At 66.7% G+C, this 25,333-nt stretch carries 26 protein-coding genes and 2 riboswitches; of the genes, 13 read left to right on the forward strand and 13 right to left on the reverse strand.

The features are described 5' to 3' along the window. Positions 1 to 8: 8 nt before the first annotated feature. Complete coding sequence (locus AC0GNO_RS12115) at positions 9 to 1,181, reverse strand: M20 aminoacylase family protein (protein WP_472904084.1); 1,173 nt, start codon at positions 1,179 to 1,181, stop codon at positions 9 to 11. Between the two features lie 105 nt (positions 1,182 to 1,286). Here AC0GNO_RS12115 and AC0GNO_RS12120 point away from each other — a divergent pair, with 105 nt between their 5' ends. Next, complete coding sequence (locus AC0GNO_RS12120) at positions 1,287 to 2,195, forward strand: LysR family transcriptional regulator (protein WP_472904085.1); 909 nt, start codon at positions 1,287 to 1,289, stop codon at positions 2,193 to 2,195. Between the two features lie 40 nt (positions 2,196 to 2,235). Here the strand turns inward: AC0GNO_RS12120 and gcvP are convergent, their stop codons facing one another. From gcvP to AC0GNO_RS12160, 8 genes are all read right to left on the reverse strand, one after another. After that, positions 2,236 to 5,133, reverse strand: a complete 2,898-nt coding sequence (gcvP, locus tag AC0GNO_RS12125; RefSeq protein ID WP_472904086.1) for an aminomethyl-transferring glycine dehydrogenase — start codon at positions 5,131 to 5,133, stop codon at positions 2,236 to 2,238. 167 nt (positions 5,134 to 5,300) lie between these two features. Beyond that, positions 5,301 to 5,666 carry a glycine cleavage system protein GcvH gene (gcvH, locus tag AC0GNO_RS12130; RefSeq protein ID WP_472904087.1) on the reverse strand — a complete coding sequence of 122 codons (366 nt, stop codon included), beginning with the start codon at positions 5,664 to 5,666 and terminating at the stop codon, positions 5,301 to 5,303. Positions 5,667 to 5,706: 40 nt separating this feature from the next. After that, the gene (gene gcvT, locus AC0GNO_RS12135; protein ID WP_472904088.1) at positions 5,707 to 6,834 is read right to left on the reverse strand and encodes a glycine cleavage system aminomethyltransferase GcvT; all 1,128 of its coding nucleotides are present in this window, start codon (positions 6,832 to 6,834) and stop codon (positions 5,707 to 5,709) included. A 77-nt stretch (positions 6,835 to 6,911) separates the two neighbouring features. Continuing rightward, a riboswitch (glycine riboswitch) is annotated at positions 6,912 to 7,015 on the reverse strand. A 12-nt stretch (positions 7,016 to 7,027) separates the two neighbouring features. After that, a riboswitch (glycine riboswitch) is annotated at positions 7,028 to 7,129 on the reverse strand. A gap of 27 nt (positions 7,130 to 7,156) precedes the next feature. Then, positions 7,157 to 7,711, reverse strand: coding sequence for a hypothetical protein (locus AC0GNO_RS12140; RefSeq protein WP_472904089.1), 555 nt, complete (start codon positions 7,709 to 7,711; stop codon positions 7,157 to 7,159). A 74-nt stretch (positions 7,712 to 7,785) separates the two neighbouring features. Then, positions 7,786 to 8,436 (reverse strand): nucleoside/nucleotide kinase family protein, encoded by a 651-nt coding sequence (locus tag AC0GNO_RS12145; protein WP_472904090.1) that lies wholly within the window; start codon positions 8,434 to 8,436, stop codon positions 7,786 to 7,788. Positions 8,437 to 8,460: 24 nt separating this feature from the next. Further along, entirely contained in the window at positions 8,461 to 9,774 is a 1,314-nt protein-coding gene (locus AC0GNO_RS12150; RefSeq protein ID WP_472904091.1) for an ABC transporter substrate-binding protein, read from the reverse strand. Beyond that, positions 9,771 to 11,090 (reverse strand): TAXI family TRAP transporter solute-binding subunit, encoded by a 1,320-nt coding sequence (locus tag AC0GNO_RS12155; protein ID WP_472904092.1) that lies wholly within the window; start codon positions 11,088 to 11,090, stop codon positions 9,771 to 9,773. The genes AC0GNO_RS12150 and AC0GNO_RS12155 overlap by 4 nt, the downstream gene beginning before the upstream one ends. Positions 11,091 to 11,236: 146 nt before the next feature. Then, positions 11,237 to 12,919: an electron transfer flavoprotein-ubiquinone oxidoreductase gene (locus AC0GNO_RS12160; RefSeq protein ID WP_472904093.1), complete on the reverse strand. Its 1,683-nt coding sequence runs from the start codon at positions 12,917 to 12,919 to the stop codon at positions 11,237 to 11,239. Between the two features lie 169 nt (positions 12,920 to 13,088). On the opposite strand from AC0GNO_RS12160, the gene AC0GNO_RS12165 reads away from it, so the two are divergent. Genes AC0GNO_RS12165 through AC0GNO_RS12175 form a run of 3 tightly spaced genes read left to right on the forward strand, consistent with a single transcriptional unit; the run spans position 13,089 to position 15,280 of the window. Then, complete coding sequence (locus AC0GNO_RS12165) at positions 13,089 to 13,871, forward strand: SDR family oxidoreductase (protein ID WP_472888812.1); 783 nt, start codon at positions 13,089 to 13,091, stop codon at positions 13,869 to 13,871. A 6-nt stretch (positions 13,872 to 13,877) separates the two neighbouring features. Further along, positions 13,878 to 14,834, forward strand: a complete 957-nt coding sequence (locus AC0GNO_RS12170) for a DMT family transporter (protein ID WP_472904094.1) — start codon at positions 13,878 to 13,880, stop codon at positions 14,832 to 14,834. After that, positions 14,831 to 15,280, forward strand: coding sequence for an acyl-CoA thioesterase (locus AC0GNO_RS12175; RefSeq protein WP_472904095.1), 450 nt, complete (start codon positions 14,831 to 14,833; stop codon positions 15,278 to 15,280). Before AC0GNO_RS12170 ends, AC0GNO_RS12175 begins: the two co-directional genes overlap by 4 nt. Positions 15,281 to 15,308: 28 nt before the next feature. Here AC0GNO_RS12175 and AC0GNO_RS12180 read toward each other — a convergent pair whose 3' ends face one another. Further along, positions 15,309 to 15,899: a peroxidase-related enzyme gene (locus tag AC0GNO_RS12180; RefSeq protein ID WP_226466046.1), complete on the reverse strand. Its 591-nt coding sequence runs from the start codon at positions 15,897 to 15,899 to the stop codon at positions 15,309 to 15,311. An 80-nt stretch (positions 15,900 to 15,979) separates the two neighbouring features. Between AC0GNO_RS12180 and pcaC the strand changes: the two genes are divergently transcribed. Next, positions 15,980 to 16,357 (forward strand): 4-carboxymuconolactone decarboxylase, encoded by a 378-nt coding sequence (pcaC, locus tag AC0GNO_RS12185; RefSeq protein ID WP_472888809.1) that lies wholly within the window; start codon positions 15,980 to 15,982, stop codon positions 16,355 to 16,357. Between the two features lie 48 nt (positions 16,358 to 16,405). Next, a complete protein-coding gene (locus tag AC0GNO_RS12190) occupies positions 16,406 to 17,386 on the forward strand; it encodes a Bug family tripartite tricarboxylate transporter substrate binding protein (protein WP_472888808.1) in 981 nt (326 codons plus the stop codon). Between the two features lie 90 nt (positions 17,387 to 17,476). Here the strand turns inward: AC0GNO_RS12190 and AC0GNO_RS12195 are convergent, their stop codons facing one another. Next, on the reverse strand, positions 17,477 to 18,055 hold the full coding sequence (locus AC0GNO_RS12195) for a helix-turn-helix transcriptional regulator (RefSeq protein ID WP_472904096.1): 579 nt from the start codon (positions 18,053 to 18,055) through the stop codon (positions 17,477 to 17,479). A gap of 71 nt (positions 18,056 to 18,126) precedes the next feature. On the opposite strand from AC0GNO_RS12195, the gene AC0GNO_RS12200 reads away from it, so the two are divergent. Both AC0GNO_RS12200 and AC0GNO_RS12205 read left to right on the forward strand, forming a co-directional pair. After that, entirely contained in the window at positions 18,127 to 18,828 is a 702-nt protein-coding gene (locus AC0GNO_RS12200) for a CoA transferase subunit A (RefSeq protein WP_472888806.1), read from the forward strand. 10 nt (positions 18,829 to 18,838) lie between these two features. After that, a complete protein-coding gene (locus tag AC0GNO_RS12205) occupies positions 18,839 to 19,477 on the forward strand; it encodes a CoA transferase subunit B (protein ID WP_472888805.1) in 639 nt (212 codons plus the stop codon). Between the two features lie 64 nt (positions 19,478 to 19,541). Here the strand turns inward: AC0GNO_RS12205 and mnmH are convergent, their stop codons facing one another. Both mnmH and AC0GNO_RS12215 read right to left on the reverse strand, forming a co-directional pair. Next, positions 19,542 to 20,630, reverse strand: coding sequence for a tRNA 2-selenouridine(34) synthase MnmH (gene mnmH / locus AC0GNO_RS12210; protein ID WP_472904097.1), 1,089 nt, complete (start codon positions 20,628 to 20,630; stop codon positions 19,542 to 19,544). A gap of 6 nt (positions 20,631 to 20,636) precedes the next feature. Then, positions 20,637 to 21,341: an arylesterase gene (locus AC0GNO_RS12215; protein ID WP_472888803.1), complete on the reverse strand. Its 705-nt coding sequence runs from the start codon at positions 21,339 to 21,341 to the stop codon at positions 20,637 to 20,639. On the opposite strand from AC0GNO_RS12215, the gene AC0GNO_RS12220 reads away from it, so the two are divergent. The 5 genes from AC0GNO_RS12220 to AC0GNO_RS12240 all read left to right on the forward strand — a co-directional run bounded on the left by AC0GNO_RS12220 (position 21,312) and on the right by AC0GNO_RS12240 (position 25,329). After that, positions 21,312 to 22,001 (forward strand): ABC transporter ATP-binding protein, encoded by a 690-nt coding sequence (locus AC0GNO_RS12220; protein WP_472888802.1) that lies wholly within the window; start codon positions 21,312 to 21,314, stop codon positions 21,999 to 22,001. The two genes, AC0GNO_RS12215 and AC0GNO_RS12220, sit on opposite strands and share 30 nt — an antisense overlap. Before the next feature lie 164 nt (positions 22,002 to 22,165). Continuing rightward, positions 22,166 to 22,909: a 23S rRNA (guanosine(2251)-2'-O)-methyltransferase RlmB gene (rlmB, locus tag AC0GNO_RS12225; protein WP_472888801.1), complete on the forward strand. Its 744-nt coding sequence runs from the start codon at positions 22,166 to 22,168 to the stop codon at positions 22,907 to 22,909. An 11-nt stretch (positions 22,910 to 22,920) separates the two neighbouring features. After that, entirely contained in the window at positions 22,921 to 23,646 is a 726-nt protein-coding gene (locus AC0GNO_RS12230) for an SIR2 family NAD-dependent protein deacylase (RefSeq protein ID WP_472888800.1), read from the forward strand. Then, on the forward strand, positions 23,647 to 24,000 hold the full coding sequence (locus AC0GNO_RS12235; protein ID WP_472904098.1) for a hypothetical protein: 354 nt from the start codon (positions 23,647 to 23,649) through the stop codon (positions 23,998 to 24,000). Positions 24,001 to 24,090: 90 nt separating this feature from the next. Further along, positions 24,091 to 25,329 carry a Yip1 family protein gene (locus AC0GNO_RS12240; protein ID WP_472904099.1) on the forward strand — a complete coding sequence of 413 codons (1,239 nt, stop codon included), beginning with the start codon at positions 24,091 to 24,093 and terminating at the stop codon, positions 25,327 to 25,329. Positions 25,330 to 25,333: the final 4 nt, after the last annotated feature.

Genomic DNA, 25,333 nt, shown 5'->3' on the forward strand with positions numbered 1-25,333 from the left:
GCGGTGGCTCAGGGCTGGGGGGAAAGCAGGTCCTGCACCAGCGCGATCCAGTAGGCCGCGCCGGGGGCGATGTTCAGGTCGTTGAAGTCGTAGGCCGGGTTGTGCACCATGCAGGCGCCGGGTTCGCCGTCGGTGCCGTTGCCGATGAACAGGTAGCTGCCCGGCACGCGTTCGAGCATGAAGGCGAAGTCTTCGCTGCCGGTCAGCATGGGTCCCTGCGGGTCGATCTGCTCGGCCGGGAAGTGCCGTCGCGCCACCGCCAGCGCGCGGGCGGTCTGCTGCGCATCGTTGACCAGCACCGCGTAGCCGGGCCGCCAGGCGATCTCGGCGCGCACGCCGAAGCTCTCGGCCTGCAGGCGCACCAGCTCGCGGATGCGTTGCTCCATGCTGCGCCGCACCTGCGGGTCCAGCGCGCGCACGCTGATCTCCAGCCGCGCCTCGGCGGGGATCACGTTGTTGGCCTTGCCCGCGTGGATCGCGCCCACGGTGACGACAGCCGGCTGCATCGGGTCCACATGGCGCGACACCACGGTTTGCAGCGCCATGATCAGCGAGGCCGCCGCGACCACCACGTCGGTCGCCTTGTGCGGCATGGCGCCGTGCCCGCCGTGGCCGTGGAGCGTGACGGTGGCGAAGTCGGACGAGGCCATGGTCGGGCCGCTGCGGAACACCAGCCGCCCCTGCGGATGGCCCGGCATGTTGTGCATGGCGAAGATGGCGTCGCAGGGGAAGCGCTCAAACAGGCCGTCTTCCATCATCTTCAGCGCGCCACCGCCGCCTTCTTCGGCCGGCTGGAAGATCAGGTTCAGCGTGCCGTCAAAGCGCCCATGCTGCGCCAGGTGGTGGGCGGCGGCCAGCAGCATGGCGGTGTGGCCGTCGTGACCGCAGGCGTGCATCACGCCGTGCGTGCAGCTGGCCCAGGCGGCGCCTGTGGCCTCGGCAATCGGCAGCGCGTCCATGTCGGCGCGCAGGCCGAGGGTGCGGCTGGAGGCGCCGCGTTTCAGCTGCCCGACCACGCCCGTGCCGCCCAGTCCGGTGGTGACGGTGTAACCCCAGGCGCCGAGCTGGGCCGCGACCAAGGCCGCGGTGCGGCGCTCGTTGAAAGCCAGCTCGGGATGGCAGTGGATATCGCGGCGCAGGAGGGTGAATGCCTGTATTGCCGTTTCGCTGAGTCGATCCATCCGGGTGTCTCCTGAACATGAACTTTGTTGCATGTTAAGAAGCGGTTGATTTAAAGTCCAATGCATTGATCGGCAAGAACCCATGAATTCGACAGGAGATCAGGGATGACCCTCGTACAACTCAGGCACTTCGTGGTGCTGGCCGAAGTCGGCAGTTTTGTGCAGGCGTGCAAGACGCTGTTCCTCACGCAGCCCGCGCTCACGCGCAGCATTCAGGCGCTGGAAGACGAACTGGGCGGGCAGCTGTTTGACCGCCTGGGCCGGCGCATCGCGCTCACACCCTTCGGCCACGAGGCGCTGCCGCGCGCACGCCGCCTGGTGGCCGACGCCGAGGCGCTCAAGCAAACCGGCAAAGGACTGCATGCGGGCCTGACCGGCAGCCTGCGCGTGGGGCTGAGTTCGGGTCCCGGTGCGCTGCTGTCCCTGCCGCTCATGCTGCACATGGCCGAGTACCACCCCAAGCTGCAGCTGCAAATCTCGCGCGGCAACACCGCGGTGCTGATCGATGCCCTGCGCGAACAGCTGCTGGATGCGGCCGTGGTCGATGTGCGCTCGGTGCGCCCCTCGGCCGACCTGCAGGTGGCCCAGGCGTTCGAATTGCCCGCAGGCTTTCTGGTGCGCCCCGACCACCCGCTGACCCAGCTGGGCCGGCCCGTGACCCTGGACGAGCTGCTGGCTTACCCGGTGGCGTCCACCCCGCTGAGCGACGAGGTGGCGCGCGTGATGATTGGGCGCTACGGCCCGCAGGCCAACCCCGACGACATGGTGACCCTGCGCTGCGACGAAACCCAGAGCATCGTTGAGGTGGCGCGGCGCAGCCTGGCCATTGTGCTGACGGCCGAGGCCGCAGCGCCCGGGCTGGTGCCGCTGGACATGAGCCCGCCCCTGGACGCCACGGCGCGCTTCGGCCTGGTCACGCTCGCGCAGCGCCAGGAGGCGCCGGCCCTGCGGCTATTGCGCGAGCAGCTGCCCGTGTGGATCAAAGGCTTTGAGCGCATGGCCAGCGCGCCATGAAAAAGGGCGCCATCGGCGCCCTCTGTCGTTCAGTGTGGCTTCAAGCCAGGTCGCTGATGGGCACGCAACTGCAGAACAGGTTGCGGTCGCCGTAGACGTTGTCCACCCGGCCCACCGACGGCCAGAACTTGGTGTTGACGGCACGGCCCGCGGCGGCCACCGCCGTTTCGCGCGGGTAGGGGTGGGCCCACTCGCTCGTGAGCACGCTGGCGGCGGTGTGCGGCGCGTTCTTCAACGGGTTGTCGTCCTGTGGCCAGGTGCCGGCCTCGATCAGGCGGATCTCATTGCGGATCGCGATCATCGCGTCGATGAAGCGGTCCAGCTCTTCCAGCGTTTCGCTCTCGGTCGGTTCCACCATCAGTGTGTTGACCACCGGGAAGCTCAGCGTGGGTGCGTGAAAGCCGTAGTCCATCAGGCGCTTGGCCACGTCTTCGGCCATCACGCCGCTGGTTTCTTTCAGTTGCCGCAGGTCCAGAATGCACTCGTGCGCCACATGGCCGTTGGTCGATGCGTACAGCGTGGGGTAGTGGTCGGCCAGGCGCTTGCTGATGTAGTTGGCGCTCAAAATGGCCGCTTCGGTGGCGTGCTTCAACCCATCGGCGCCCATCATGCGGATGTACATCCAGCTGATCGGCAACACCGCGGCGTTGCCCAAAGGTGCTGCGGACACAGCGCCCACGCTGCCCTTGACGCCACCGGTGGCATGACCCGGCAGGAAAGGCACCAGGTCTTCCACCACGCACACCGGGCCGACGCCAGGGCCGCCGCCGCCGTGCGGAATGCAGAAGGTCTTGTGCAGGTTCAGGTGGCTCACGTCGCCGCCGAACTCGCCGGGGGCTGCCACGCCGACCAGGGCGTTCATGTTGGCGCCATCGACGTAGACGCGGCCGCCATGGCTGTGCACCAGGGCGCACAGCTCTTTCACGGTGGTCTCGAACACGCCGTGGGTGGAGGGGTAGGTGATCATCACGCAGGCCAGGTTGGTGCTGTGTTTTTCGCACTGGGCCTGCAGGTCGGCCAGGTCCACGTTGCCGTTCTCGTCGCACTGGGTCACCACCACCGTCATGCCCACCATCTGGGCACTGGCCGGGTTGGTGCCGTGGGCGCTCGACGGAATCAAGCAGATGTTGCGGTGGCTGTCACCGCGCGAGGCGTGGTAGCCCTGAATGGCCAGCAGGCCCGCGTATTCACCCTGCGAGCCGGCGTTGGGCTGCAGGCTGATGCCGGCGTAGCCCGTGGCTTGGCAGAGCCAGGCGCGCAGTTGCTCGTCCAGCGCTTTGTAGCCCTGCAACTGGTCGGCAGGGGCAAACGGATGCACGTTGGCAAACTCGGGCCAGGTGATGGGGATCATCTCGCTGGTGGCGTTGAGCTTCATGGTGCAGCTGCCCAGCGGGATCATGCTGCGGTCCAGCGCGAGGTCCTTGTCCGACAGCGCGCGGATGTAGCGCAGCATGCCGGTTTCGCTGTGGTGGCTGTTGAACACCGGGTGCGTGAGGTAGGTGCTGGTGCGGCGCAGCTCGACAGGGATCAGCGGCTCGATGCCCTTTTCGAAAGCGTCAAACGTGGGCAGGGTCTGGCCGTCCTGTGCGAACACCGACCACAGCAGCGCAATGTCGTCGCGCGTGGTGGTTTCGTCCAGCGACAGGCTCACGTACTGGCCCCAGGACAGCTTCAGATTGGCGCCTTTGGCCACCGCCTTGGCCACGACCGCCTGGGCCTGCACAGCGTCGGCAGCCTTGACGGTCAACGTGTCGAAGGCCGAGGCACTGGTCAGCGTGCAACCCAGTTGCTGAAGGCCTTGGGCCAGCACGGCGGTGTAGGCGGCCACGCGCTGCGCGATGCGCTTCAGGCCCTGCGGCCCGTGGTACACAGCGTACATGCTGGACACGACGGCGGGCAGCACCTGCGCCGTGCAGATGTTGGAGGTGGCCTTTTCGCGGCGGATGTGCTGTTCGCGCGTCTGCAGCGCGAGGCGGTAGGCGGGGTTGCCGTGGGTGTCCACGCTCACGCCGACCAGGCGGCCGGGCAGGGAGCGCTTGAACGCGTCGCGGCAGGCCATGTAGGCGGCGTGCGGGCCACCGGCGCCCATGGGCATGCCAAAGCGCTGCGTGGTGCCGACCACGATGTCGGCGTCGAACTCGCCCGGGGGCACCAGCAGCGTGAGCGCCAGCAGGTCGGCCGCGACGATGAAGGCGGCCTGCTTGCCGTGCACGGTCTGCACCTCGGCGCGCAGGTCGTCGATGCGGCCGCTGGTGGACGGGTACTGCGCCAGCACGGCGAAGTAGTCGTCGCCCGCGAGCGCGTCGGCCCATTCCTGCGCCGAGTTCGCGAGCTTCACGGTCAGGCCCAGTGGCGCGGCGCGGGTCTGCACCACCTCGATGGTCTGCGGGTGCGCGTCACCGGCCACCACGATGGTGTTGCCCTTGGCCTTGACCGAGCGTCTGGCCAGCGTCATGGCCTCGGCGGCGGCGGTGGCTTCGTCCAGCATGGACGCGTTGGCGATGGCCATGCCGGTCAGGTCGGTGACCATGGTCTGGAAGTTGACCAGCGCCTCCATGCGGCCTTGCGAAATCTCGGCCTGGTAGGGCGTGTAGGCGGTGTACCAGGCGGGGTTCTCCAGCACGTTGCGCAGGATCACGCCCGGCGTGTGCGTGCCGTAATAGCCCTGGCCGATGAAGCTCCTGAACACCTGGTTCTTCGCCGCGATGGCCTTGAGTTCGGCCAGCGCGGCGGCTTCGGTCACGGCGGGCGGCAGGTCCATGCCGGTGCTGCGCGCGATGCTGCGCGGCACGATGCCGTCGATCAGGGCACGGCGCGAGGCCTCGCCGATGACCGACAGCATCAGCGTTTCGTCGGCTTCGCTGATGCCGATGTGGCGGGCAATGAACTCGCTGGCATTTTCGAGTTCATCCAGGGGTTTGACGGACGGCATCAGCATGGGACGACCTGGTTGGGAAAGAGGAAAGTCAAAAACTCAGAAGAGCGAAAGACACCCGCCGCGAGCGAAGTGTCCCGATTCAAGTGCGCCGCGGAACCGGCTTTGTCGGTCCGCCAGCGCCGCCCCCTGGAGGGAGGCGCGCGCAGCGCGGCAGGGGTGGGCCAAATTCAAGCCGCGAAAGCGGCGTAAGCGGTTTCGTCGAGCAGGGCATCCACTTGCGAAGCATCGCTCAGCTTGACCTTGAAGAACCAGCCTGCGCCCAGCGGGTCGCTGTTCGCCAGCGAGGGGTCGGCGCGCAGGGCTTCATTCACTTCGGTGATCTCGCCGCTGACGGGCATGTACACATCGGCCGCGGCCTTGACGGACTCGACCACGCCGGCCACGTCCTTCTGGGCAAAACTCTTGCCCACTTCGGGCAGGTCCACGAACACCACGTCGCCCAGCGCGTCCTGTGCGTGGTGGGTGATGCCGACGGTGGCGACGTCGCCGTCAACGCTGATCCATTCGTGGTCTTCGGTGTACTTGGTGGTCATGAAGGGCTCCAGTAAAGAAAGTGGACAGAAAAGGGGTTGTTCAGCCGCGGAAGTAACGGTTCGGCACGAAGGGCATGGGCGCCACGTCCATGGGCACCACCTTGCCGCGCACGATGGCGTGGACGCGGGTGCCGGTGGCGACGTACTCGAGGTTGACGTAACCCATGGCCACGGGCTTGCCGGCGCTGGGGCCGAACAGGCCGCTGGTGACTTCGCCGATGGTGTCGCCCGCGGTGTTTTGCAGCTCGACGTGTTCGCGCACCGGCACGCGCTCCAGCGCCACCAGGCCCACGCGCTTGCGGGTCAGCTGCTCGGTGCCGTCGAGCTGGGCCAGCACGCGGGCTGCACCCGGGAAACCGCCGGCGCGCTCGCCACCGGTGCGGCGCACCTTCTGCATGGCCCAGTTCAGACCGGCTTGCACCGGCGTGGTGGTGGTGTCGATGTCCTGCCCGTAGAGGCACAGGCCCGCCTCCAGGCGCAGCGAGTTGCGCGCGCCCAGTCCCACCGGTTTCACTTCGGGTTGCGCCAGCAGGGCGCGGGCAAAGTCGACTGCCACCGGGGCGGGCAGCGAAATCTCGAAGCCGTCCTCACCGGTGTAACCGCTGCGGGTAACGTACAGGTCGGCGTCGGCCCAGGTGAAGGCCGCACCGGTCATGAACACCAGTTTTTCCACGTCCGGCAGCAGGCGCTGCAGGGCTGTGACGGCCTGCGGGCCTTGCAGGGCAAGCAAGGCGCGCTCGAACTGCGCGTCCACGTGGCACAGTTGGCCAATGCAGGCCTTGATGTGGGCCAGGTCGCCGTGTTTGCAGGCACCGTTGACGATGACAAAAATGTCGTCGCCCCGGTTGACGAACATGAGGTCGTCGATGATGCCGCCTTCTTCGTTGAGCAGCAGGCCGTAGCGCTGCTTGCCCACGCCCAGGCCGATCACGTCGACCGGCATCAGGGTTTCGAACGCCGCGGCGGCGTCGGGCCCGACCAGGCGCAGCTGGCCCATGTGGGAGACATCAAACAGGCCGGCAGCGCTGCGGGTGTGGAGGTGTTCGGCCATCAGGCCGGCGGGATACTGCACCGGCATGCTGTAACCGGCAAAGGGCACCATGCGGGCGTCGAGTTCCAGGTGCAGGGCGTGCAGCGGGGTCTTGAGCAGTTCGGAGGCGTCGGTCACGGCGGGCTTTCTGCGGCGCTCAAGCGCTCGCTGATGGGGCAGGCCTCCCGGGGGAGGGTGGACACGGTTCATCCGTGCGCTGCCCCGCTGTCCGCTTTACCTGAGAGATTCACGCGGGCGATGCCGCATTTGCTCCTTCGGTGGACCGCCTCGCGGGCGGTCTCTCTCCAGGGGGGTACACCCGCTTTGCAGCCGGTGCTTGCCAGTCCTTTTGCCTGAGCGTTCAGGACCGTGTAGCGGTCGCCTGCGCCTTCGGCGGCTCCCGGTTCGGGGGGCTCTCTCCTGACCCGGCGAGTTTAACGGATAGCTTGCCCTAACGGGCTCAACCCATGGTTTCCAGCAGTTCCACGGGCAACAGTTTCGCCAGCCGCTCACTGATGCCGTCGGCACGCTCGCTGCCTGCCAGCGCTTCCACGTCAACGATCATCTCCCGGCCCACCGCGAGCATGGCCACGGCATCGCGTGCCTCGCGCAGCGCGGACCGGTATCGGGCCGCGAGGGCTTTGTCGCGCGGGGCAAACAGGCGCTCGCTGAGATCGAACAGGAACATGCGGGCGGTGGCCAGCGACCGGGTGCCTGTGAAAGCATCGCCGTGCCCACCAACGGTGCTGGCCGGGTCCGGCTCCAGCACGCTTTTCGGCATGTGCTGGATCTCTTTGGCGTGGCCCTTGCCCGCTTGCCCGGAACCTTGTCGCTCCAGATAGCCCCGCTCCAGCAGCAGATCAATCAGCTTCCGGCCGTCGCCGGTGAACAGGCCCGCCATCTGCGGTTCACTTTGCTGTCCATCGGCCAGCAGCAGTATGGCCCGCTCACGCTGTCCCAGGGTGCGGTTGCCCGGGCGCAGCTCCAGCCGGCCCTTTTCTGTTTTTCTCAACATTTTTTGCTCCAACGACAGGCGCTACTCTGCCGGCGCCGCATGTCATTGGTGTGAAAGCCGCGGCCAGCATGGGGTCAAATGCTCAGGAATGTGTAGCAGTTGGCCGCCGGATCCCAGCCCATGTGGCGCTGAGCCCGGTGGGCCGACGCTTCGATCCGCCGGGCGTTCGGTTCGTCGGTGCTGGCGATCCAGTCCAGTGCCTGTTCCCGGCTGCGGCCGAACTGTTCGTGCCGGCGCTTCAGGCGCTCCAGCCGCAGGGCGGCGTCCACGTGCAGGTACCAGACTTCGTCGAGCAGCCCGGCCACCGGTGCCCAGTCGCCTTCGTCGAGCAGCAGGTAGTTGCCTTCGGTGACGATCAGCGGCGTGCGGGCGAACACCGGCAGCGCGCCGGCCACCGGCTCTTCGATCTCGCGCCGGAAGTCGGGCGCATAGACCACCTCGTCACCGCTTTGCGCACGCAGGCGGCGCAGCAGTGCGGCATAACCCGCGGCATCGAAGGTGTCGGGAGCGCCTTTGCGTCGGGCCCGGCCCAGCCGTTCCAGTTCGGCCTGCGCGAGGTGGAAGCCGTCCATGGGGACTGCCTGGGCCTGCTCACCCAGGTGTTGGGCGATCAGGTGGGCGAGCGTGGACTTGCCCGAACCGGGGGCGCCGACGATGCCGAGCAGGCGACGCGGCCCGCTGGCGAGTGCCTGAAGACGCTGCATCAGCTCGGCATGGAGGTGCATGGGCGGGCTGCGGAGCCTGTTGACTCAGCTCGCGTGCATCACGATCAGGCGCTGACGGGTCTGGTAGAGATGCTGGCGCAGGGTGTACCCGCGTCCGGCGTAGCGGTTGGGCAGCTGCATTTGCGCCACCTGCCGCTCCAGGGTGTCCAGCCGTTCCAGCAGGGGCTGTATCGAGACCGGCTTGTGGGCCGGTTGCCGGGCGAGGTCTTCCTCCATGAAGCGCACTTCGCCGTAGATGTGCTGCAGCGCGGCGTCGACCCGCCAGTCGATGTAGCGCGGCGCGCGCAGCAGCAGGGCCACACCCAGCAGGCTCAGCGGCAGTACCGCATACAGGAACAGCTCGGTTCTTTGCGCCATGCCGAAGGGCAGCAGTGTCTCCATCCAGGGACGCATGCCGCTGGCGTGCTGCAGGGCGACCGGTGAGACCGGGAAGTCGCTGCCGACCGTGGTGGGGTAGCGACCCGGGCTCTCCAAAAAACCGCTCATGACGTGCAGCTCGCCGGCCACATCGAGCAGCGCGCGCTGCAGGGCGGGGTGCAGGCCAGGCCTGGCCAGGAGGTGCGTCTGGGTGACCATGGTGGGCAGGTCACTGGCGGGCAGCTGGCTGCGCAGTTCGATGGCGCCTTGCGGCATGACCACGGTCCGCAGCCGGCGTTCGCGTGCTGCCAGGGCGCCGGCGCGCTCCATGCCCAGGATGTGCACGCCGTCCATCCGGGCGAGCGCGTTGGCGGTCTGGGAATCGCCGGTGGCGACATGGATGACGGCATCCACACGGCCCCCGGTCAGGGAGGCGATCGCCGAGTCACCCACCTCGGGCACGAACTTCACCTCGTCGGGACGGATGTGCAGGTGGGCCAGCAGGAGATCGGCCGCGATCCGGTTGGACGAGCCCGCCACCGATGTGGCGATGCGCCGACCCCGCAGCTGCCCCATGTCTGTGATGTCCTCGCGTGCGAAAACCCAGATGATTTCGTGGCCGATCACGGCCAGCGCCTGCACGCCGTCGGCCGGGGCCAGGGATGCGTTGGCGGGGGCGTACAGGCCCTGGGCAAAGGTGGCGTCGATCGCACCGTCACCCGGCTTCATGTGTTGCAGCGCGTCCTGTGGTCTGGGGTGGGTGACCAGGTCGACGGCGATGCCGTGGTGTTCCAGGCGGCTGGCGTAAAGCTGGGCGAGCCGCAGGTAGCTGCTCTGGTTCGGACCGGTCCCGATCACCAGCCGCGGCGGTGGCAGCGGATGCCAGAGTCGGGTGACCATGGTCAGCGCAACCGCCAGCGCCAGCAGGATGGGCAGGTAGATCAGCAGCCAGCGGTGGCGGTAGAGCAGCATGAGTTTCATCGTCCGCGGTACTCCAGGATGCGCGAACGCACGAACTCGACGTGTTGCCGGAGGGTGAACCAGTGCTGGGCCAGTTCCTCCGGCAGCTGCATGGCCGCGATGGCCGTTTCCATGTGGTTCAGGCGGTTGTGGATGTGGCTGAGCGCCATGCCCCCGACATCCAGATTCTGGCTGGCGAGATCGTCCTCGATGAAGCGCAGCTCACCGTACCAGCGCATGACGTGGCCTTCGAGGCGCCAGCGCAGCCAGGCCGGCACCAGCAGGAGCAGCAGGGTCGTGACCAGCAGCACCGGCAGGCCGATCAGCAGCAGGCGTTTGGCCACCTGGGCCCACCAGAACGGCAGGTGCCTTTCAAACAGGTTGGGACCACGCAACATGACACTGCGGGATTCGGGCGCTGAGGGGAAGTCGCTGGCGTGCAAGGTGGGGTACTCGCCGGCGCGATGAAAGGGTCCACCCTCGCCATGCACCTCCAGGGCCACGGCGGTCACCACCCGTTTGAGCGCGGGATGCAGGTCTTCGCGGGCCAGCAGATGGGTCGGTGTGGTCAGCATGGACGTGTCCACAGAGGGCAGGTTGGCGCCCATGCCGTCCTGGGGCAGCAGGCGGCTTTCGAGGTATTTGTTGCGTTCGGCGATCGCCCCGGTGCCCTGCAGCGTCGCCAGCCGCACGCCGGGGGCCGCCAGCAGGCCCTCCACGCCAGGTGAACGCGGCGCAGAGACCATGAACACCGCGTCCACTTCGTTGCGCAGCAGGGCGTCGCGGGCGGGCAGGCCACTGAGGTCCGACCAGCGGATGTCTTCGGGCGGGACCCGGTCCTGCGCCAGCAGGCGCCGCAACAGGTTGCGGTGTCCGCTGCCCTCGGGCCCGGCGGCCACACGCAGGCCATCGAGATCGGTCAGCGTGGTCAGCGGGACGCCCTGGCTGAACAGCCACAAGGCTTCGATGTCCACGTTGGCGAGCGTCTGCACAGGAGCCTTCGGAATGCCAGGGCCGACGGCGGAAGACCAGCCGAAGCCGCCTTGTACCAGGGCCAGATCGGCCGATGCGGGGACGGCCCGCAGGCGTTCGAGGTTCTGGGGTGAGCCGTCCGACAGCAGGACGTCCAGCTGGATGCCCCGGCGGGCCAGTGCTTCGGCGTAGCGCGAGGCGTGGAACTGGTAGGCGCCATCGGCCTGCCCGGTGCTGATGATCAGCCGGGTCGGCGGAATGGGATACCACCACCACCAGACCGCGCTGGCCAGTGCGATGGCGAACAACGCCAGGGGCATCCGGATCAGTGTCCAGCGGTGCTGGTAGAGGGCTGCGGTGTTCATGGCGGTGGGTTGACAGGTACCGCCAGAATATCTGCCTTGATACTTTTTGCAATACTTGACCTGCCGATCAGCCGCAGGGTGCGGCCCGGGCGTTGCTGCAAAGGGAAATGGCCGCTTCGAGCGACCATTTCAAGGGTTTGAGCGCCTCACATGCCGGCGTAGTTCGGACCACCCCCACCCTCGGGCGTGACCCAGACGATGTTCTGCGTCGGGTCCTTGATGTCGCAGGTCTTGCAGTGCACGCAGTTCTGCGCGTTGATCACCAGCTGATCGGCCCCGTCCTTGTTGACGAACTCGTAGACCCCGGCCGGGCAGTAGCGGCTCTCGGGGCCGGCGTATTTCGCCAGGTTGATGTTTACCGGCACGCTGGCGTCTTTCAGCGTCAGGTGCGCCGGTTGCTGCTCTTCGTGGTTGGTGTTGCTGACGAACACGCTGGAGAGGCGGTCGAAGGTGATCACGCCGTCGGGTTTCGGGTACGTGATCTGCGGCATTTCATTGGCCGGTTTGAGCTTGGTGTGGTCTTTGGTGGTGTTGTGCAGCGTCCAGGGCGGGTTGGACACACCGATCTTGGGCAGGAACCAGTGTTCGACGCCGGTCATGAGCTTGCCCATGAGCGGGCTCTTCTTGAACCAGTTCTTGAAGTTGCGATAGGTCCAGAGTTCCTCGTGCAGCCAGCTGGCCTTGAAGCCGGTCTCGAACGCGGTCAGCTCGTCGCTGCTGCGGCCTGCGGCCACCGCTTCGAACGCGGCCTCGGCGCACAACATGCCGCTCTTGATGGCCGCATGGCTGCCCTTGATGCGCGCGGCGTTCAGGAAGCCTGCGTTGCAGCCGACCATCGCGCCACCCGGGAACACCAGCTTGGGCAGGGCCTGGGGTGTGCCGTTGTTCAGCGCGCGGGCGCCGTAGCCCAGGCGCTTGCCACCTTCGATGTGCGCCTTGATGCTGGGGTGCGTCTTCCAGCGCTGCATCTCTTCAAACGGGCTCATCCACGGGTTCTGGTAGTCCAGGCCGATCACATAGCCCAGCGTGACCTTGTTGCCTTCGAGGTGGTACAAGAAACCGCCGCCAAAGGCGTCGTCGTTCAGCGGCCAGCCGGCCGTGTGCACCACGAGACCGGGCTTGGCCTTGTCGGCCGGCACTTCCCAGAGTTCCTTGATGCCGATGGCGAAGGTCTGGGCGTCTTTGCCTTCATCGAGCTTGAACTTCGCGATCAGCTGTTTGCCCAGGTGGCCACGCGCACCTTCGGCGAACACGGTGTACTTCGCATGCAGCTCCATGCCGATCTGGAAGCTCTCCATCGGCTCGCCGTCCTTGCCCACGCCGAGGTTGCCGGTGGCGACGCCTTTGACCGATCCGTCGTCGTTGTAAAGCACTTCGGCGGCGCTGAAGCCGGGGAAGATCTCCACGCCCAGCGCTTCGGCCTGCTCACCGAGCCACTTGGTGACCGCACCCAGGCTGATGACGTAACAACCGTGGTTGTGAAAGTTGCGCGGCATCAGCCAGTCGGGCGTGCGCTGGGCGCCGGTTTCGCTCAGCACCAGCAGGTCGTCGCCGGTCACGGGCTGGTTCAGCGGGGCGCCGAGTTCCTTCCAGTTCGGGAACAGTTCGGTGATGGCCTTGGGGTCCATGACCGCGCCGCTGAGGATGTGGGCGCCGGGCTCGGAGCCTTTCTCCAGCACGCAGACGTTGATCTCGCTGCCTTTGTCGGCTGCGAGTTGCTTCAGGCGGATGGCGGTGGCCAGGCCGGCGGGGCCGCCGCCGACGATCACCACGTCGTATTCCATCGCTTCGCGTGGGCCGTAGGTGCTGAGGATTTCTTCTGGGCTCATGGGGTGCGGTCTCTGGTGGATGTTTCGTCTGACAGCGCAAGCCCATCGTCAGGAACATGGGGCAGACATTGTCGTGATGGAGACGGATTCTAGTGGGCGATGCGCCACAATCCATGTCACGTCTGGCGCGAGCGTGTTCGCGATGGTCTCATTCGAGGAGCAACTCTAAATGGCTTACACCCTGGATCTCTCGGGCCGCGTGGCCCTCATCACCGGCGCTTCGGGCGGTCTGGGTGAGCAGTTCGCCAAGACACTGGCCAATGCCGGAGCCGCCGTGGTGCTGGCCAGCCGCCGCACCGACCGCCTGATGGCGCTGCGTGCCCACATCGAAGCCGATGGTGGCGATGCGCATGTGGTCGCGCTCGACGTGACCGACCTGGCCTCTATCAAGGCCGCGGTCGCACACGCCGAAACCGAAGTGGGCGCTATCGACATCCTGATCAACAACTCGGGTGTGAGCACCACGCAGCGGCTGCAGGAGGTGAGCGAAGAAGACTACGACTTCGTGTTCGACACCAACACCAAGGGCGCGTTTTTTGTCGCACAGGAAGTGGCCAAACGCATGCTGGCCCGGGCCAACGGGGCGGCACCCGGCACCTATGTGGGCGGACGCATCGTGAACATCGCCTCGATGGCCGGGCTCAAGGTGCTGCCGCAGATCGGCGTGTACTGCATGAGCAAGGCCGCGGTGGTGCACATGACCAAGGCGATGGCGGCGGAGTGGGGCCGCTTCGGCATCAACGTCAACGCCATCTGCCCGGGCTACATCGACACCGAAATCAACCACCACCACTGGCAGACCGAGCAGGGCCAGAAACTCATCAACATGCTGCCGCGCAAACGCGTGGGTCAACCTTCCGATCTGGACGCCGTGCTGATGATGCTGGTGAGCAACGAGAGCCATTTCATCAACGGCGCCGTGATCGCTGCCGACGACGGCTTTGGAGTGTGACGCTTGATGTCGGTTGACGCCGGACGGCCGCTGGCCTGGCCGTCCGGCATGGTGACGGGCATCCTGGCGGGGCTGGGCGCCGGGGCCTTCTGGGGCATGACCTTTGTCGCCCCGCTGATCGTCGAGGGGTTCACCTCGGTGGACTACACCGTGGGCCGGTTTGTGGCCTGCGGCTTGTTCTCGGCCTTGCTGCTGTTGCTGGGCCACGTGCACCGCGCAGCGGGCGGGCCGGTGCCGCGTGTGCCGACGCTGCGGCAGGCCGGTGCCGCGCTGGTCCTGAGCGTGCTGGGGTACACCGGCTATTACCTGCTGCTCGTGCTGGCCATCGCCGACGCCGGCGCGGCCCTGCCGGTGCTCATCATCGGCACGATTCCCCTCTGGGTCATGGTGCTGGGCAAACCGCAGGCGATGCGCTGGGTGGCGCTGGTGCCGGGCCTGCTGCTGACGGCGCTGGGCATGCTGCTCATGATGCAGTCCACGGGTGAGGCCGCGGGTGAGGCGGGTGGCGCACACCTGTGGCGCGGCATCCTGTACGCCGTCGCGGCGATGGCGAGCTGGACCGCCTTCGGCCTGCTCAACGCCGCCTGGCTGGGCCGTCACCCGGAAGTGAATTCGACCGAGTGGGCCAACTGGCTGGGCGTGGCCGCCGGAGTGGGTGCGCTGCTGTTGTGGGCGCTGTGGGGATCGGCCTGGGGCGAGATGTCGGCCCGACCCGGCTTCTGGGTTTTTGTGACCGTGTGCTCGGTCACCGGCATCGGATCGGCCTGGGTGGCCGCGGTGCTGTGGAACATGGCCAGCCGGCGCCTGAGTCCGAGCCTGGCGGGTCAGCTCATCGTGAGCGAAACCGTGTTCGGACTGATCTACACCTTTGCCTGGAGCGGGCAGTGGCCGGCCGCCATTCAATGGGCGGCCTGCATGCTGTTCGTGCTGGGCATCCTCGCATCCATCAAGGCACACCGATGAAACTGGACCTTCCCGAAGACAAGAAGCTGGTGCACAGCGTGGTCGTTCCCATCCGCTGGGGCGACATGGACGCCATGGGCCACGTCAACAACACGCTGTACTTCCGCTACATGGAGATCGCGCGCCTGGACTGGTTCTTCGGCATGGGCCTGCCGGCCGATCCGAAGGGCGAGGGGCCGGTGATCGTCAACGCCTTCTGCAACTTCATCCGGCAGCTCGAGTTTCCGGGCGATGTGCTGGTGCGCACCTACCTGGGCGCCATGGGCCGCACCTCGTTCGACACCTACCACGAGATGCTGCGCACCGATGAACCAGACACGGTTTACGCCAACGGTGGTGCCACGGTGGTGTGGGTCGATTTTCCGCGACAGAAATCGGTGGCGATGTCGGCGCATGCCCGCGCGCTGATCGAAAGCGCGGGTGGCCTGCCGCGGCTGCCGGGCTGATTCTTGGCAGCCGACAGCCGACAGCCGTTCACTTCGCCTTGGGAACGCGCCCCATCAGGTAGAACTCCGGATTGGGCGTCATGCCACTGAAGCTGGCCATGCGGTTGGACAGGCCGAAGAACGCGGTGATGGCGGCGATGTCCCAGGCGTCTTCGTCGCTGAAACCATGGGCATGCAGAGCGGCGAAATCGGCGTCGTCGATCTGATGCGAGGCCAGGCAGACCTTCATCGCGAAGTCGAGCATGGCGCGCTGGCGCGGGCTGATGTCGGCCTTGCGGTGGTTCACCGCCACCTGGTCGGCCACCAGCGGCTTTTTCTCGTAGATGCGCAGGATCGCGCCGTGCGCCACCACGCAGTAGAGACAGTGGTTGGCGGCGCTGGTGGTGGTGACGATCATCTCGCGGTCGCCCTTGGTGAGCCCGCTCTCGCGCCCTGCGGTCTCAGGCGTCATCAGCGCATCGTGGTAGGCGAAGAAGGCGCGCCATTCGGCCGGGCGGCGGGCCAACGCGAGGAAGACGTTGGGGACGAAGCCGGCTTTTTCCTGCACCTCCAGGATCTTGGCCTTGAGGTCCTCGGGCAGGGTGTTGAGGTCGGGCAGGGGGTAGCGTGCATCGCTCATGGTTTGTCTCCGGTCAGGGTTTTGCTTGTCCCGAAAGTTTATCCTTGGGGCCCACGTTGAACAGACACATGGAGCACAGCATGCAGGATCAGCAGTACGACAAGGGCCTGGCCACCCGCCGCGAGGTCATGGGCGATGCGTTCGTGGACCGGGCCCTGGCCGGCACCACGCCCTTTACCCAGCCGATCCAGGACCACATCTCGCGCGCCGCCTGGGGCGATGTCTGGCAACGCGAAGGCCTGGACCGCAAGACCCGCAGCCTGGTCACCGTGGCCATGCTGACCGCACTGGGCAAGCAGCACGAACTCAAAGGCCATGTGCGCGGCGCGCTGAACAACGGCGCCACCGTGCAGGAAATCCAGGAGGTGCTGCTGCACGCGGCCATCTACTGCGGCATCCCCACCTCGGTGGACGCGTTCCGCACCGCGGCCGAGGTGGTGGAGCCGCCCAAGGCCTGACTGCGCCACCCCGAACACCACTGTTTTTTTTCTTCAGGAGTTGAACCCATGACATCGCCCCGCCGTTCCTTCATCACCCGTGCCGGCCGCCTCGCGCTGGCCCTGTCCGCCGTCGCTGGTTTCGGTCTTGCCCAGGCGCAGATCCCCACCAAAATCCTTGTCGGCTTTCCCGCGGGTGGTGGTTCCGATGCCGTTGCCCGCATCCTCGCCGAGCGCCTGCAGACCGAGCTCGGCGGCAACGTGCTGGTGGACAACAAGCCCGGTGCGGGCGGGCAGCTCGCCGCGCATGCGCTCAAGGTCGCGCCGGCCGATGGCCACACCGTGTTCCTGAGTCACGACCACAGTGTGTCCATCCTGCCGCTGACCATGAAAAACCCGGGCTTCGACCCCGCCAGGGACTTCGTGCCCGTGGCCGGGTTTGCCACCTTCGTGAACGCCGTGGCGCTGTCGGGTGGCACACCCGCGCGCGACTTCAAGGCCTGGATCGACAGTGTCAAGGGCAGCGGCGGCAAGGCGACCATGGGCATCCCCGCGCCCGCGTCCACGCCGCAGTTCGCCGTGCAGGTGATCGGCAAGCAGTTTGGCCTGGACCTGGTGGCCGCACCCTACCGCGGCAGCGCGCCCATGATGGGCGACATGCTGGGCAACATCATTCCCGCGGGCGTGGGCTCGGTGCCCGACTTCATCGAGAACCACAAGGCCGGCAAGCTGCGCGTGGTCGCCGTGATGGGCACACAACGCCAGGCCGCGCTGCCCGAGGTGCCGACCTTCACCGAGCTCGGCATCAAGGGCTTCGAAGAGGTGCCGTACTACGGCCTCTTCGCGCCGGCGGGCACACCCAAAGCCGCGCTGGACAAACTCGCTGCGGCCCTGCAGAAAGTGATCGTCATGTCCGATGTGAAGGACAAGCTGACCGCCATGGGCCTGACCGTGGGTTTCATGAGCGGTGCCGAGCTGGGCAAGCGCGAGGTGGCCTACCGCGAGGTCTGGGCAAAGATCATCAAGGACAGCGGCTACCAGCCGCAGTGAACTGACAACCCCCACGCTCCACCGCTTGCGCGGGTCGCTGCCCCCCGAGGGGGCTGATCCGGCTTGGGGCTGCCCGGCGCCGGATCGCGCTTAACCTGCGAGAAGTCGGTGCACCAGGTCCGGTGTGCTGTGCGCCTGGTACTTGCGCATCAGCCGCGCGCGGTAGATCTCCACCGTTCGGTGGCTGATGCCCAGCGTCTTGCCGATTTCCTTGCTGGTCAGACCGCCCATCAGAAAGGCGGCCACCTCGCGTTCGCGCCCGGTGAGTTCGGCTTTGACCGCGCGGCGTGAGCTCAGGTCTTCGAAGCTCCAGATGCCGGCCTCGTGGGGTGCCTCAAGGTGCAGCGCGCGGCCCGTGACGTGGCACCAGAAGGTCTCGCCCTTGAAGCGGCCGTCCACGCGTTTCATGACGCGGTCGTCGGCGTAGGTGCCGCTGCGCCCGAGGATGGGGGCGATGCGCGCCCCGGTGCGCTCGTACTCGTCGGCACTCGGGTAGAGCACCAGAAAACTCTGGCCCACCAGCTGCTCGCGCGCGGCGCCAAACATCTCGCACAAGGCCTGGTTGCAGTCCACAATCGTGCGCTGACGCGAGAGCACCAGCCCGATTGGCGCCAGGTCGAACGCGAGCCGGTAGTCGATGCCGGAGAGATCGGTGTTCGGGTTAGTCATTAGGTCAAACTACGTATGCTGTTACGTAGTATCGTTGCATTCATCCCTGTTCAACCACTGGAGCAACCGACGTGAACAAGATCTACCCTAGCGCAGCCGAGGCCCTCAAGGGTGTGGTGGCTGACGGCCAGCTCATCGCCGTGGGCGGTTTTGGCCTTTGCGGCATTCCCGAAGCGCTGATCGACGCCTTGCGCGATTCCGGCGTGAAGAACCTGACCGCCATCTCCAACAACGCCGGCGTGGACGACTTCGGTCTGGGCAAGCTGCTGCAGACGCGCCAGATCCGGAAGATGATTTCGTCCTACGTGGGCGAAAACAAGGAGTTCGAGCGCCAGTACCTGGCCGGCGAACTCGAACTCGAATTCACGCCGCAGGGCACGCTGGCCGAGAAGTTGCGCGCCGGCGGCGCCGGCATTCCGGCTTTCTTCACCAAGACCGGTGTCGGCACCCTGGTGGCCGAAGGCAAGGAACTGCGCGAATTCGACGGCGAGACCTACGTGATGGAGCGTTCGCTGGTGCCCGAGGTGTCGCTGGTGAAGGCCGATGTGGCCGACATGTCCGGCAACCTGCGCTTCAACATGACGGCGCGCAATTTCAACCCCGCGGCCGCCACCGCCGGCAAGATCTGCATCGTCGAGGTGGAGCGCATCGTGGCCACCGGCGAGATCGCCCCCGACGACGTGCACCTGCCGGGCATCTACGTGCACCGCATCGTGCTGAACCCGACCCCGGAAAAGCGCATCGAGAAGCGCACCACCCGCGACCGCAAATAAGGAGAACACCATGCCTTGGACCCAAGACCAGATGGCCGCGCGTGCGGCGCAGGAACTGCAGGACGGTTTTTATGTGAACCTCGGCATCGGCATCCCGACGCTGGTGGCCAACCACGTGCCCGACCACGTCGAAGTGTGGCTGCAGAGCGAAAACGGCATGCTGGGCATCGGCCCGTTCCCCTACGAAGACGAGGTGGACCCGGACCTGATCAACGCCGGCAAGCAGACCGTGACCACCATGAAGGGCTCGGCCATCTTCGGCAGCGACCAGTCTTTCGCCATGATCCGCGGCGGCAAGATCAACCTGTCCATCCTGGGCGCCATGCAGGTGACCGACAAGGGCGACCTGGCCAACTGGATGATCCCCGGCAAGATGGTCAAGGGCATGGGCGGCGCCATGGACCTCGTGGCGGGCGTCAAGCGCGTGATCGTGCTGATGGAACACGTGGCCAAGAAGAAGGACGGCAGTGAAGACCTGAAGATCCTGCCCCAGTGCACCCTGCCGCTGACCGGCATCGGCGTGGTCGACCGCATCATCACCGACCTGGCCGTGATGGACGTCACGCCCGAAGGCCTGAAAGTGGTGGAACTGGCGCCGGACGTGACGCGCGAGTTCCTGCAGTCCAAGACCGGCGTGCCGCTGATCTGAACCTGCCGCTGGGTGTCGCCGTGCTCTGGCTTGGTGCCTGAGCCGCCGGTTCAGGCGGTCTGCCTCATCCGGCCAGCGAGGCCGGCGCCGCGGCAGCTTCGGACGCCATCAATGACGCGGCCGCTTTGTCGAGCGAGATCTTCGAGCGGTCGCGCAGCACGCATGGGTGTGCCTGGGCGTATTGTTTGAAGTTGCGGGAAATGGACTGGGCGTAGGTCGGGTCGTAGTGCAGCTTCAGCAGATCCAGCACCACCGCCGGTGTCTGCCCCGTCTGCACTTGCGTGATCCAGTCCTCTACCACGGCCTTGCCACGCAACTCGGTCAGCGCTTGCAGCCGCTGGCAAAAATGCGCGCTGTCCTGGACGAAGAAATCGTAGTCCTCCAGCAGCAGCGCCACACGCTCCTCGTCCGACAGCCGCAGGTCGATGCAGGGGCTCTCGCGCATGGCGTCGATCAGAGCATCGGGCACGCGCACATTGCCCACCTTCTTGCTTTCGCTCTCGACGTACACCGGCCGCGCCGGGTCGAAGTGGCGCAGGGCATCCCAGATCAGGCTGTCAAAGCGTTTCTGGCTCGGTTGTGGTACGCCCGGGATGTGTCCCAGCACCGAGCTGCGGTGGTTCGCGAGTGCCTCGAGGTCCAGCACCTGAGCACCCTGGGCGGCGAGTGACTGCAGCAGCCGCGTCTTGCCGCTGCCGGTGGGGCCACAGACCACGCGGTAGTGCAGTCGGGTGGCCAGGCCGGGCAGGGACTCGACCAGTGCCGCGCGCCAGGCCTTGTAGCCACCTTCAATGAGCGTGACATGAAAGCCGATCGCGCCCAGGATGGTGGCCAGGGCACCGCTGCGGTTGCCGCCGCGCCAGCAATACACCAGCGGTTTCCAGTCCCGGGGCTTGTCGATCACGTCGCGTTCGATGTGGGCCGCGATGTTGCGCGCGGAGAGGGCCGCACCACGCTTCTTGGCCTCGAATGCGTTGACCTGCTTGTACATCGTGCCGATGGTGATGCGCTCGGCGTTGTTCAGCGTGGGCCAGTTGAGGGCGCCGGGCACGTGGTCGAGCGCGTGTTCGTCTTCGGTGCGGGCGTCGATGATGGTGTCGAAGCGGTCGAGCTGGGTCAGTGCTTCGCTGGCGGGCAGGGTGTGAACGGGCATGCCGGATTATCGTTTCGTCAGCAGCCCGCGCAGCGCGGGCCACACGTTGCCGGCGAGCGTGGGTTGTGCCAGTTCGTTCGGGTGGATGCGGTCGCTCTGGAACAGCGTGGCTGTCCCATCGGGCACATCGGCCACGCCCGCCAGCAGGAAGGGCACCAGACCGATCTTCTCGGCCTGCGCCACGGTCTTGAACACCTGGCGGAATTCCTGCGTGTACCTGGTGCCGTAGTTGGGCGGTACTTCCATGCCCACCAGCAGCACGCGGGCACCGGCCCCGCGGGAAAGCCGGGCCATGGCGGCCAGGTTGTCGCGCGTCATGCTGAGCGGCATGCCGCGCAGGGCATCGTTGCCACCGAGCTCGATGATCACTACGGCGGGCTTGTGCTGGCGCAGCAGGGCCGGCAGGCGCGAGCGGCCGCCCGATGTGGTGTCGGCGCTGATGCCGGCGTTGACCATGCGGGCGGGGATCTTTTCCTGGTCCAGGCGTTGCTGCAGCAGCGCCACCCAGCCGCTGCCGCGCCGGAGGCCGTATTCGGCGGTCAGGGAGTCGCCCACCACCAGCACCGTGGGCACTGTGGCCGCCGAGGCGGTCTGTGCCATCGCCGCACCGATAGACCCCAGGCAGGCTGCCCCGACGAGCAGGGCGTTAAAGTGACGTCGTTTCAACCGGAAGGCCTTTCCATGTCGGATGTGATGATTGCTGTGCAGCATGTGTTCAAGTCGGTGACCGACTCCACGGGCACCCTGACCATTTTGCGCGATATCGATTTCTCCCTGAACAAAGGGGAGACTGCGGCCATCGTGGGGGCCTCGGGCTCGGGCAAAAGCACCCTGCTGTCGATCGTGGCCGGACTGGACACCCCCACCAGCGGCACCGTGCTGGTTGACGGTGTGGACCTGTTTGTGATCAACGAGGACCAGCGTGCCGCCTTGCGTGCGGAAAAGGTCGGCTTCGTGTTCCAGAGTTTTCAGCTGCTGGGCAACCTGAACGCGCTGGAAAACGTGATGCTGCCGCTGGAGCTGGCGGGCCGGCGCGATGCGCGCGCCACCGCCACGCGCATGCTGCAGCGTGTGGGCCTGGGCGAACGGCTGGGCCACTACCCCAAGGTGCTTTCGGGCGGTGAGCAGCAGCGCGTGGCGCTGGCGCGGGCGTTCGTGGTGCAGCCCGCCGTGTTGCTGGCCGACGAACCCACCGGCAGCCTGGACTTCGCCACGGGCGAGAAGGTGATGGAGCTGATGTTCGAGCTCAACCGCGAGCAGGGCACGACCCTGGTGCTCGTGACCCACGACCGCGCCATCGCCCAGCGCTGCGAGCGCCGCATCACGATCGAGGCCGGCCAGGTGGTGGAGACCGCGGAAGCACCGGCTTGACCTGAACACCCCCGCCGCGCTGCGCGCGACCCCCTCAAGGGGGCTATGCGATGCGGCCTGGCGGAGCCAGTTCCGCCGCATCCTGGGTGAGGCATTGCGCGCTGGCGGTGATCATCCGAGCCGAAGGCGACGCGGGGCGCCCGGAGGGCGTTGATAATCTGAGGATGTCTTCCCCCAAAGTGCTTTTCGGCTTTCACGCCGTGGGCGTGCGCCTGAAAACCGCGCCCCAATCCGTCGTCGAGGTTTACTTCGAGTCCACGCGTCGCGATGCGCGCATGCGCCAGTTTCTGGAGCGCGCCAAAGAATCGGGCGTGCGTCTGATCGAGGCCGACAGCCTGCGCATCGCCAAGCTCGCCGGCAGCCACGGCCACCAGGGCGTGGCCGCTCGCGTGCAGGAACTGCCGCAGGTGCACTCGCTGGATGAACTGCTTGAAGGCCTGGAGGCCGCCGGCACCGTGCCGCTGCTGCTGGTGCTCGATGGCATCACCGATCCGCACAACCTGGGCGCATGCCTGCGCGTGGCCGATGGTGCGGGAGCCCACGCGGTGATCGCGCCCAAGGACCACGCGGCGGGCATCAACGCCACTGTGGCCAAGGTGGCCAGCGGCGCGGCTGAGACCATGCCGTACTTCATGGTGACCAACCTCGCGCGCACCCTGAACGAACTGAAGGAGCGCAACATCTGGATCATCGGCACCAGCGACGACGCACCGAAGACGCTGTACCAGGTGGACCTCAAGGTTCCTGTGGCGCTGGTGCTGGGCGCCGAGGGCGACGGCATGCGCCAGCTCACGCGCAAGACCTGCGACGAGCTGGTCAGCATCCCCATGGCTGGCGCAGTGGAAAGCCTCAACGTCTCGGTGGCCAGCGGCGTCTGCCTGTACGAGGCACTGCGCCAGCGCAGCTGAAGGTCGCGTCCATGCGGGACACGGTGCGCCAGTGGATCCGTGAAGCACGCCGCATCGCGGTGCTCACCGGCGCGGGCATCAGCGCCGAATCGGGTGTGCCCACGTTCCGAGATGCGCAGACCGGTCTGTGGGCGCAGTTCAACCCGCAAGAGCTGGCCACCGAAGCCGCCTTTCGCGCCCATCCGCAGCGCGTCTGGGACTGGTACGCCTTCCGCCGCGAGATGATCGCGAAGCTCACTCCCAACGCCGGCCATCTCGCGCTGGCGGCCTTTTCGCAGCGCCACCCGGGCCGGCTCACGCTCATCACGCAGAACGTGGACGGCCTGCACCAGCGCGCGGGCAGCCACGAAACCATCGCCATCCACGGCAGCATCCTGCAGGACCAGTGGCTGGATGCAGCGCGCCCGTGTTGCGACGCCGGAGCACTGCAGGCGGGGCGACCGCCCCGTTGCCCGGTCTGCGGCAACCTGCGCCGACCGGCGGTGGTCTGGTTCGGGGAGAGCCTGCCAGCCGGCGCGCTGGAAGCGGCTGAAGAGGCCGCGAACGCCTGCAACCTGATGCTCGTCATCGGCACCTCGGGCGTGGTCTACCCCGCGGCCGGGCTGGCGCTGGCCGCCCACCAGCGCGGCGCCCGCGTGGTGGTGATCAACCCGGAGCCGACCGAGCTCGACCGCGTGGCCGACCACTGCCTGCGCGAGCCTGCGGCACAATGCCTGCCAGAACTCCTGGAGCATTGAATGCACAACAAGCCTACCAGCCGCCTGCTGACCGCCGCCCTGGTTGTTGCCACGCTGATCGCCGTCGGCTGCACGCAGGAGCAGCAGAACAAGCTCAGCCGCGATATCCAGAACTGGACCGGCACCAACGGCGTGCTGGAGGTGTACGCCGGCGACAAGGTGGTGCGCCGCTTCCTCAAGATCGACAAGGTCAGCACCGCGCTGGGTACCGACGACGGCAAACCGCGCGCCTACCGCTATGGTTATGGAACCCTGGACGAAAACCTCAACATGCAGGTGGACCCGGGCGAGAAGAAGGTGTATTTCGAGATCAGCGACTACACCAACGCGGTGTTCTTCGAGAATCCGCGCTGATCCATTTCAGAGTCTGGCCCTGCCGGAGGTGGCGGGACCAGGCACACAGGCGGCGCCAGGCCGCGCAAGGTTTTTCAACAGGAGGGAACCATGTCGATCGTTGACCGCATACAAGCCATTCTTCTCAAACCCAGGGAAACCTGGCCTGTCATCGAGCAAGAGAGCACCGATGTCAAGGCCATCTACACCAACTACCTCGTCATACTGGCCGCCATACCGGCCATCGCCACCTTCATCGGGCTCAGCCTGATCGGTGCCGGTGCCTTTGGCATCTCGTTCCGGGTGCCCATCCTCAGCGGCCTGGCCAACATGGTGGTGGGCTTCGTTCTTTCGCTGGTGATGGTCTATGTGCTGGCGCTGATCGCCAACGCGCTGGCGCCCACCTTCAAGGGTGAGAAAAACCTGCTCAACGCCTTCAAGCTGGTGGCCTATGGTTCCACGGCCGGACTGGTGGGCGGCATTTTCAACCTGCTGCCGGCCTTGTCCATGCTGGGGGTGGTGGCTGCGCTGTATTCGATCTACCTGATCTACACCGGCATCCCCGTGCTGATGAAGGCGCCCGAGGAGAAGGCGGTGGGCTACACCGCGGTGCTGATCGTGTGCGGCATCGTGGCGAGCCTGGTGGTGGGCGCGGTCAACGCCTTGTTCACGGGGGGTGGCCCGGGCATGATGATGGGTGGCGCCGCATCCTCCTCCGACCAGGTGAACATCAAGCTGCCGGGGACCGATATCACCCTCGACACCGCCAAGATCGAAGCGGCAAGCAAGAAGGTCGAGGAGGCGAGCAAGCGCATGGAAGAAGCCCAGGCCAAGGGCGACTCCGCGGCCGCAGGCAAGGCGCTGAGCGAGATGATGGGCGCGGCCATGGGCGGGCAGGGTGGCAAACCCTTTGCGCCCGATCTGCTGCAGACCCATGTGCCGGACAAGCTGGCGGGTCTGGAACGCACCGCGATCGAAGCCCGCACAGACAGTGCCATGGGCATGAGCTTCTCCAGCGTCACCGCCGAGTACACCCGGGAGAACGGCAGGATTGAAGTCAAGGTGCAGGACCTCGGCGCCGTGCCAGCGCTCACCATGGCCATGGGCGCCTGGGCGCAGAGCACCGTCAACCGCGAAACCCAGGACGAGGTGGAGCGCATCTACCAGAAGGACGGCGCCTCCTTCAAAGAGGAGTACAGCAAGGACGGCAGCCGCGCGGAAATGTCGGTGATGTTGCCCAACGGCGTGATGGTCGAGCTCACGGGCGACAACGTGGATATGGACGGCCTTCGTGGTGCGCTGGCTGCGCTGGACGTCAAGGGTCTGTCCGCCCTGAAGCGCGAAGAATGACCGG

The sequence above is a fragment of the Hydrogenophaga sp. L310 genome (assembly GCF_055703065.1).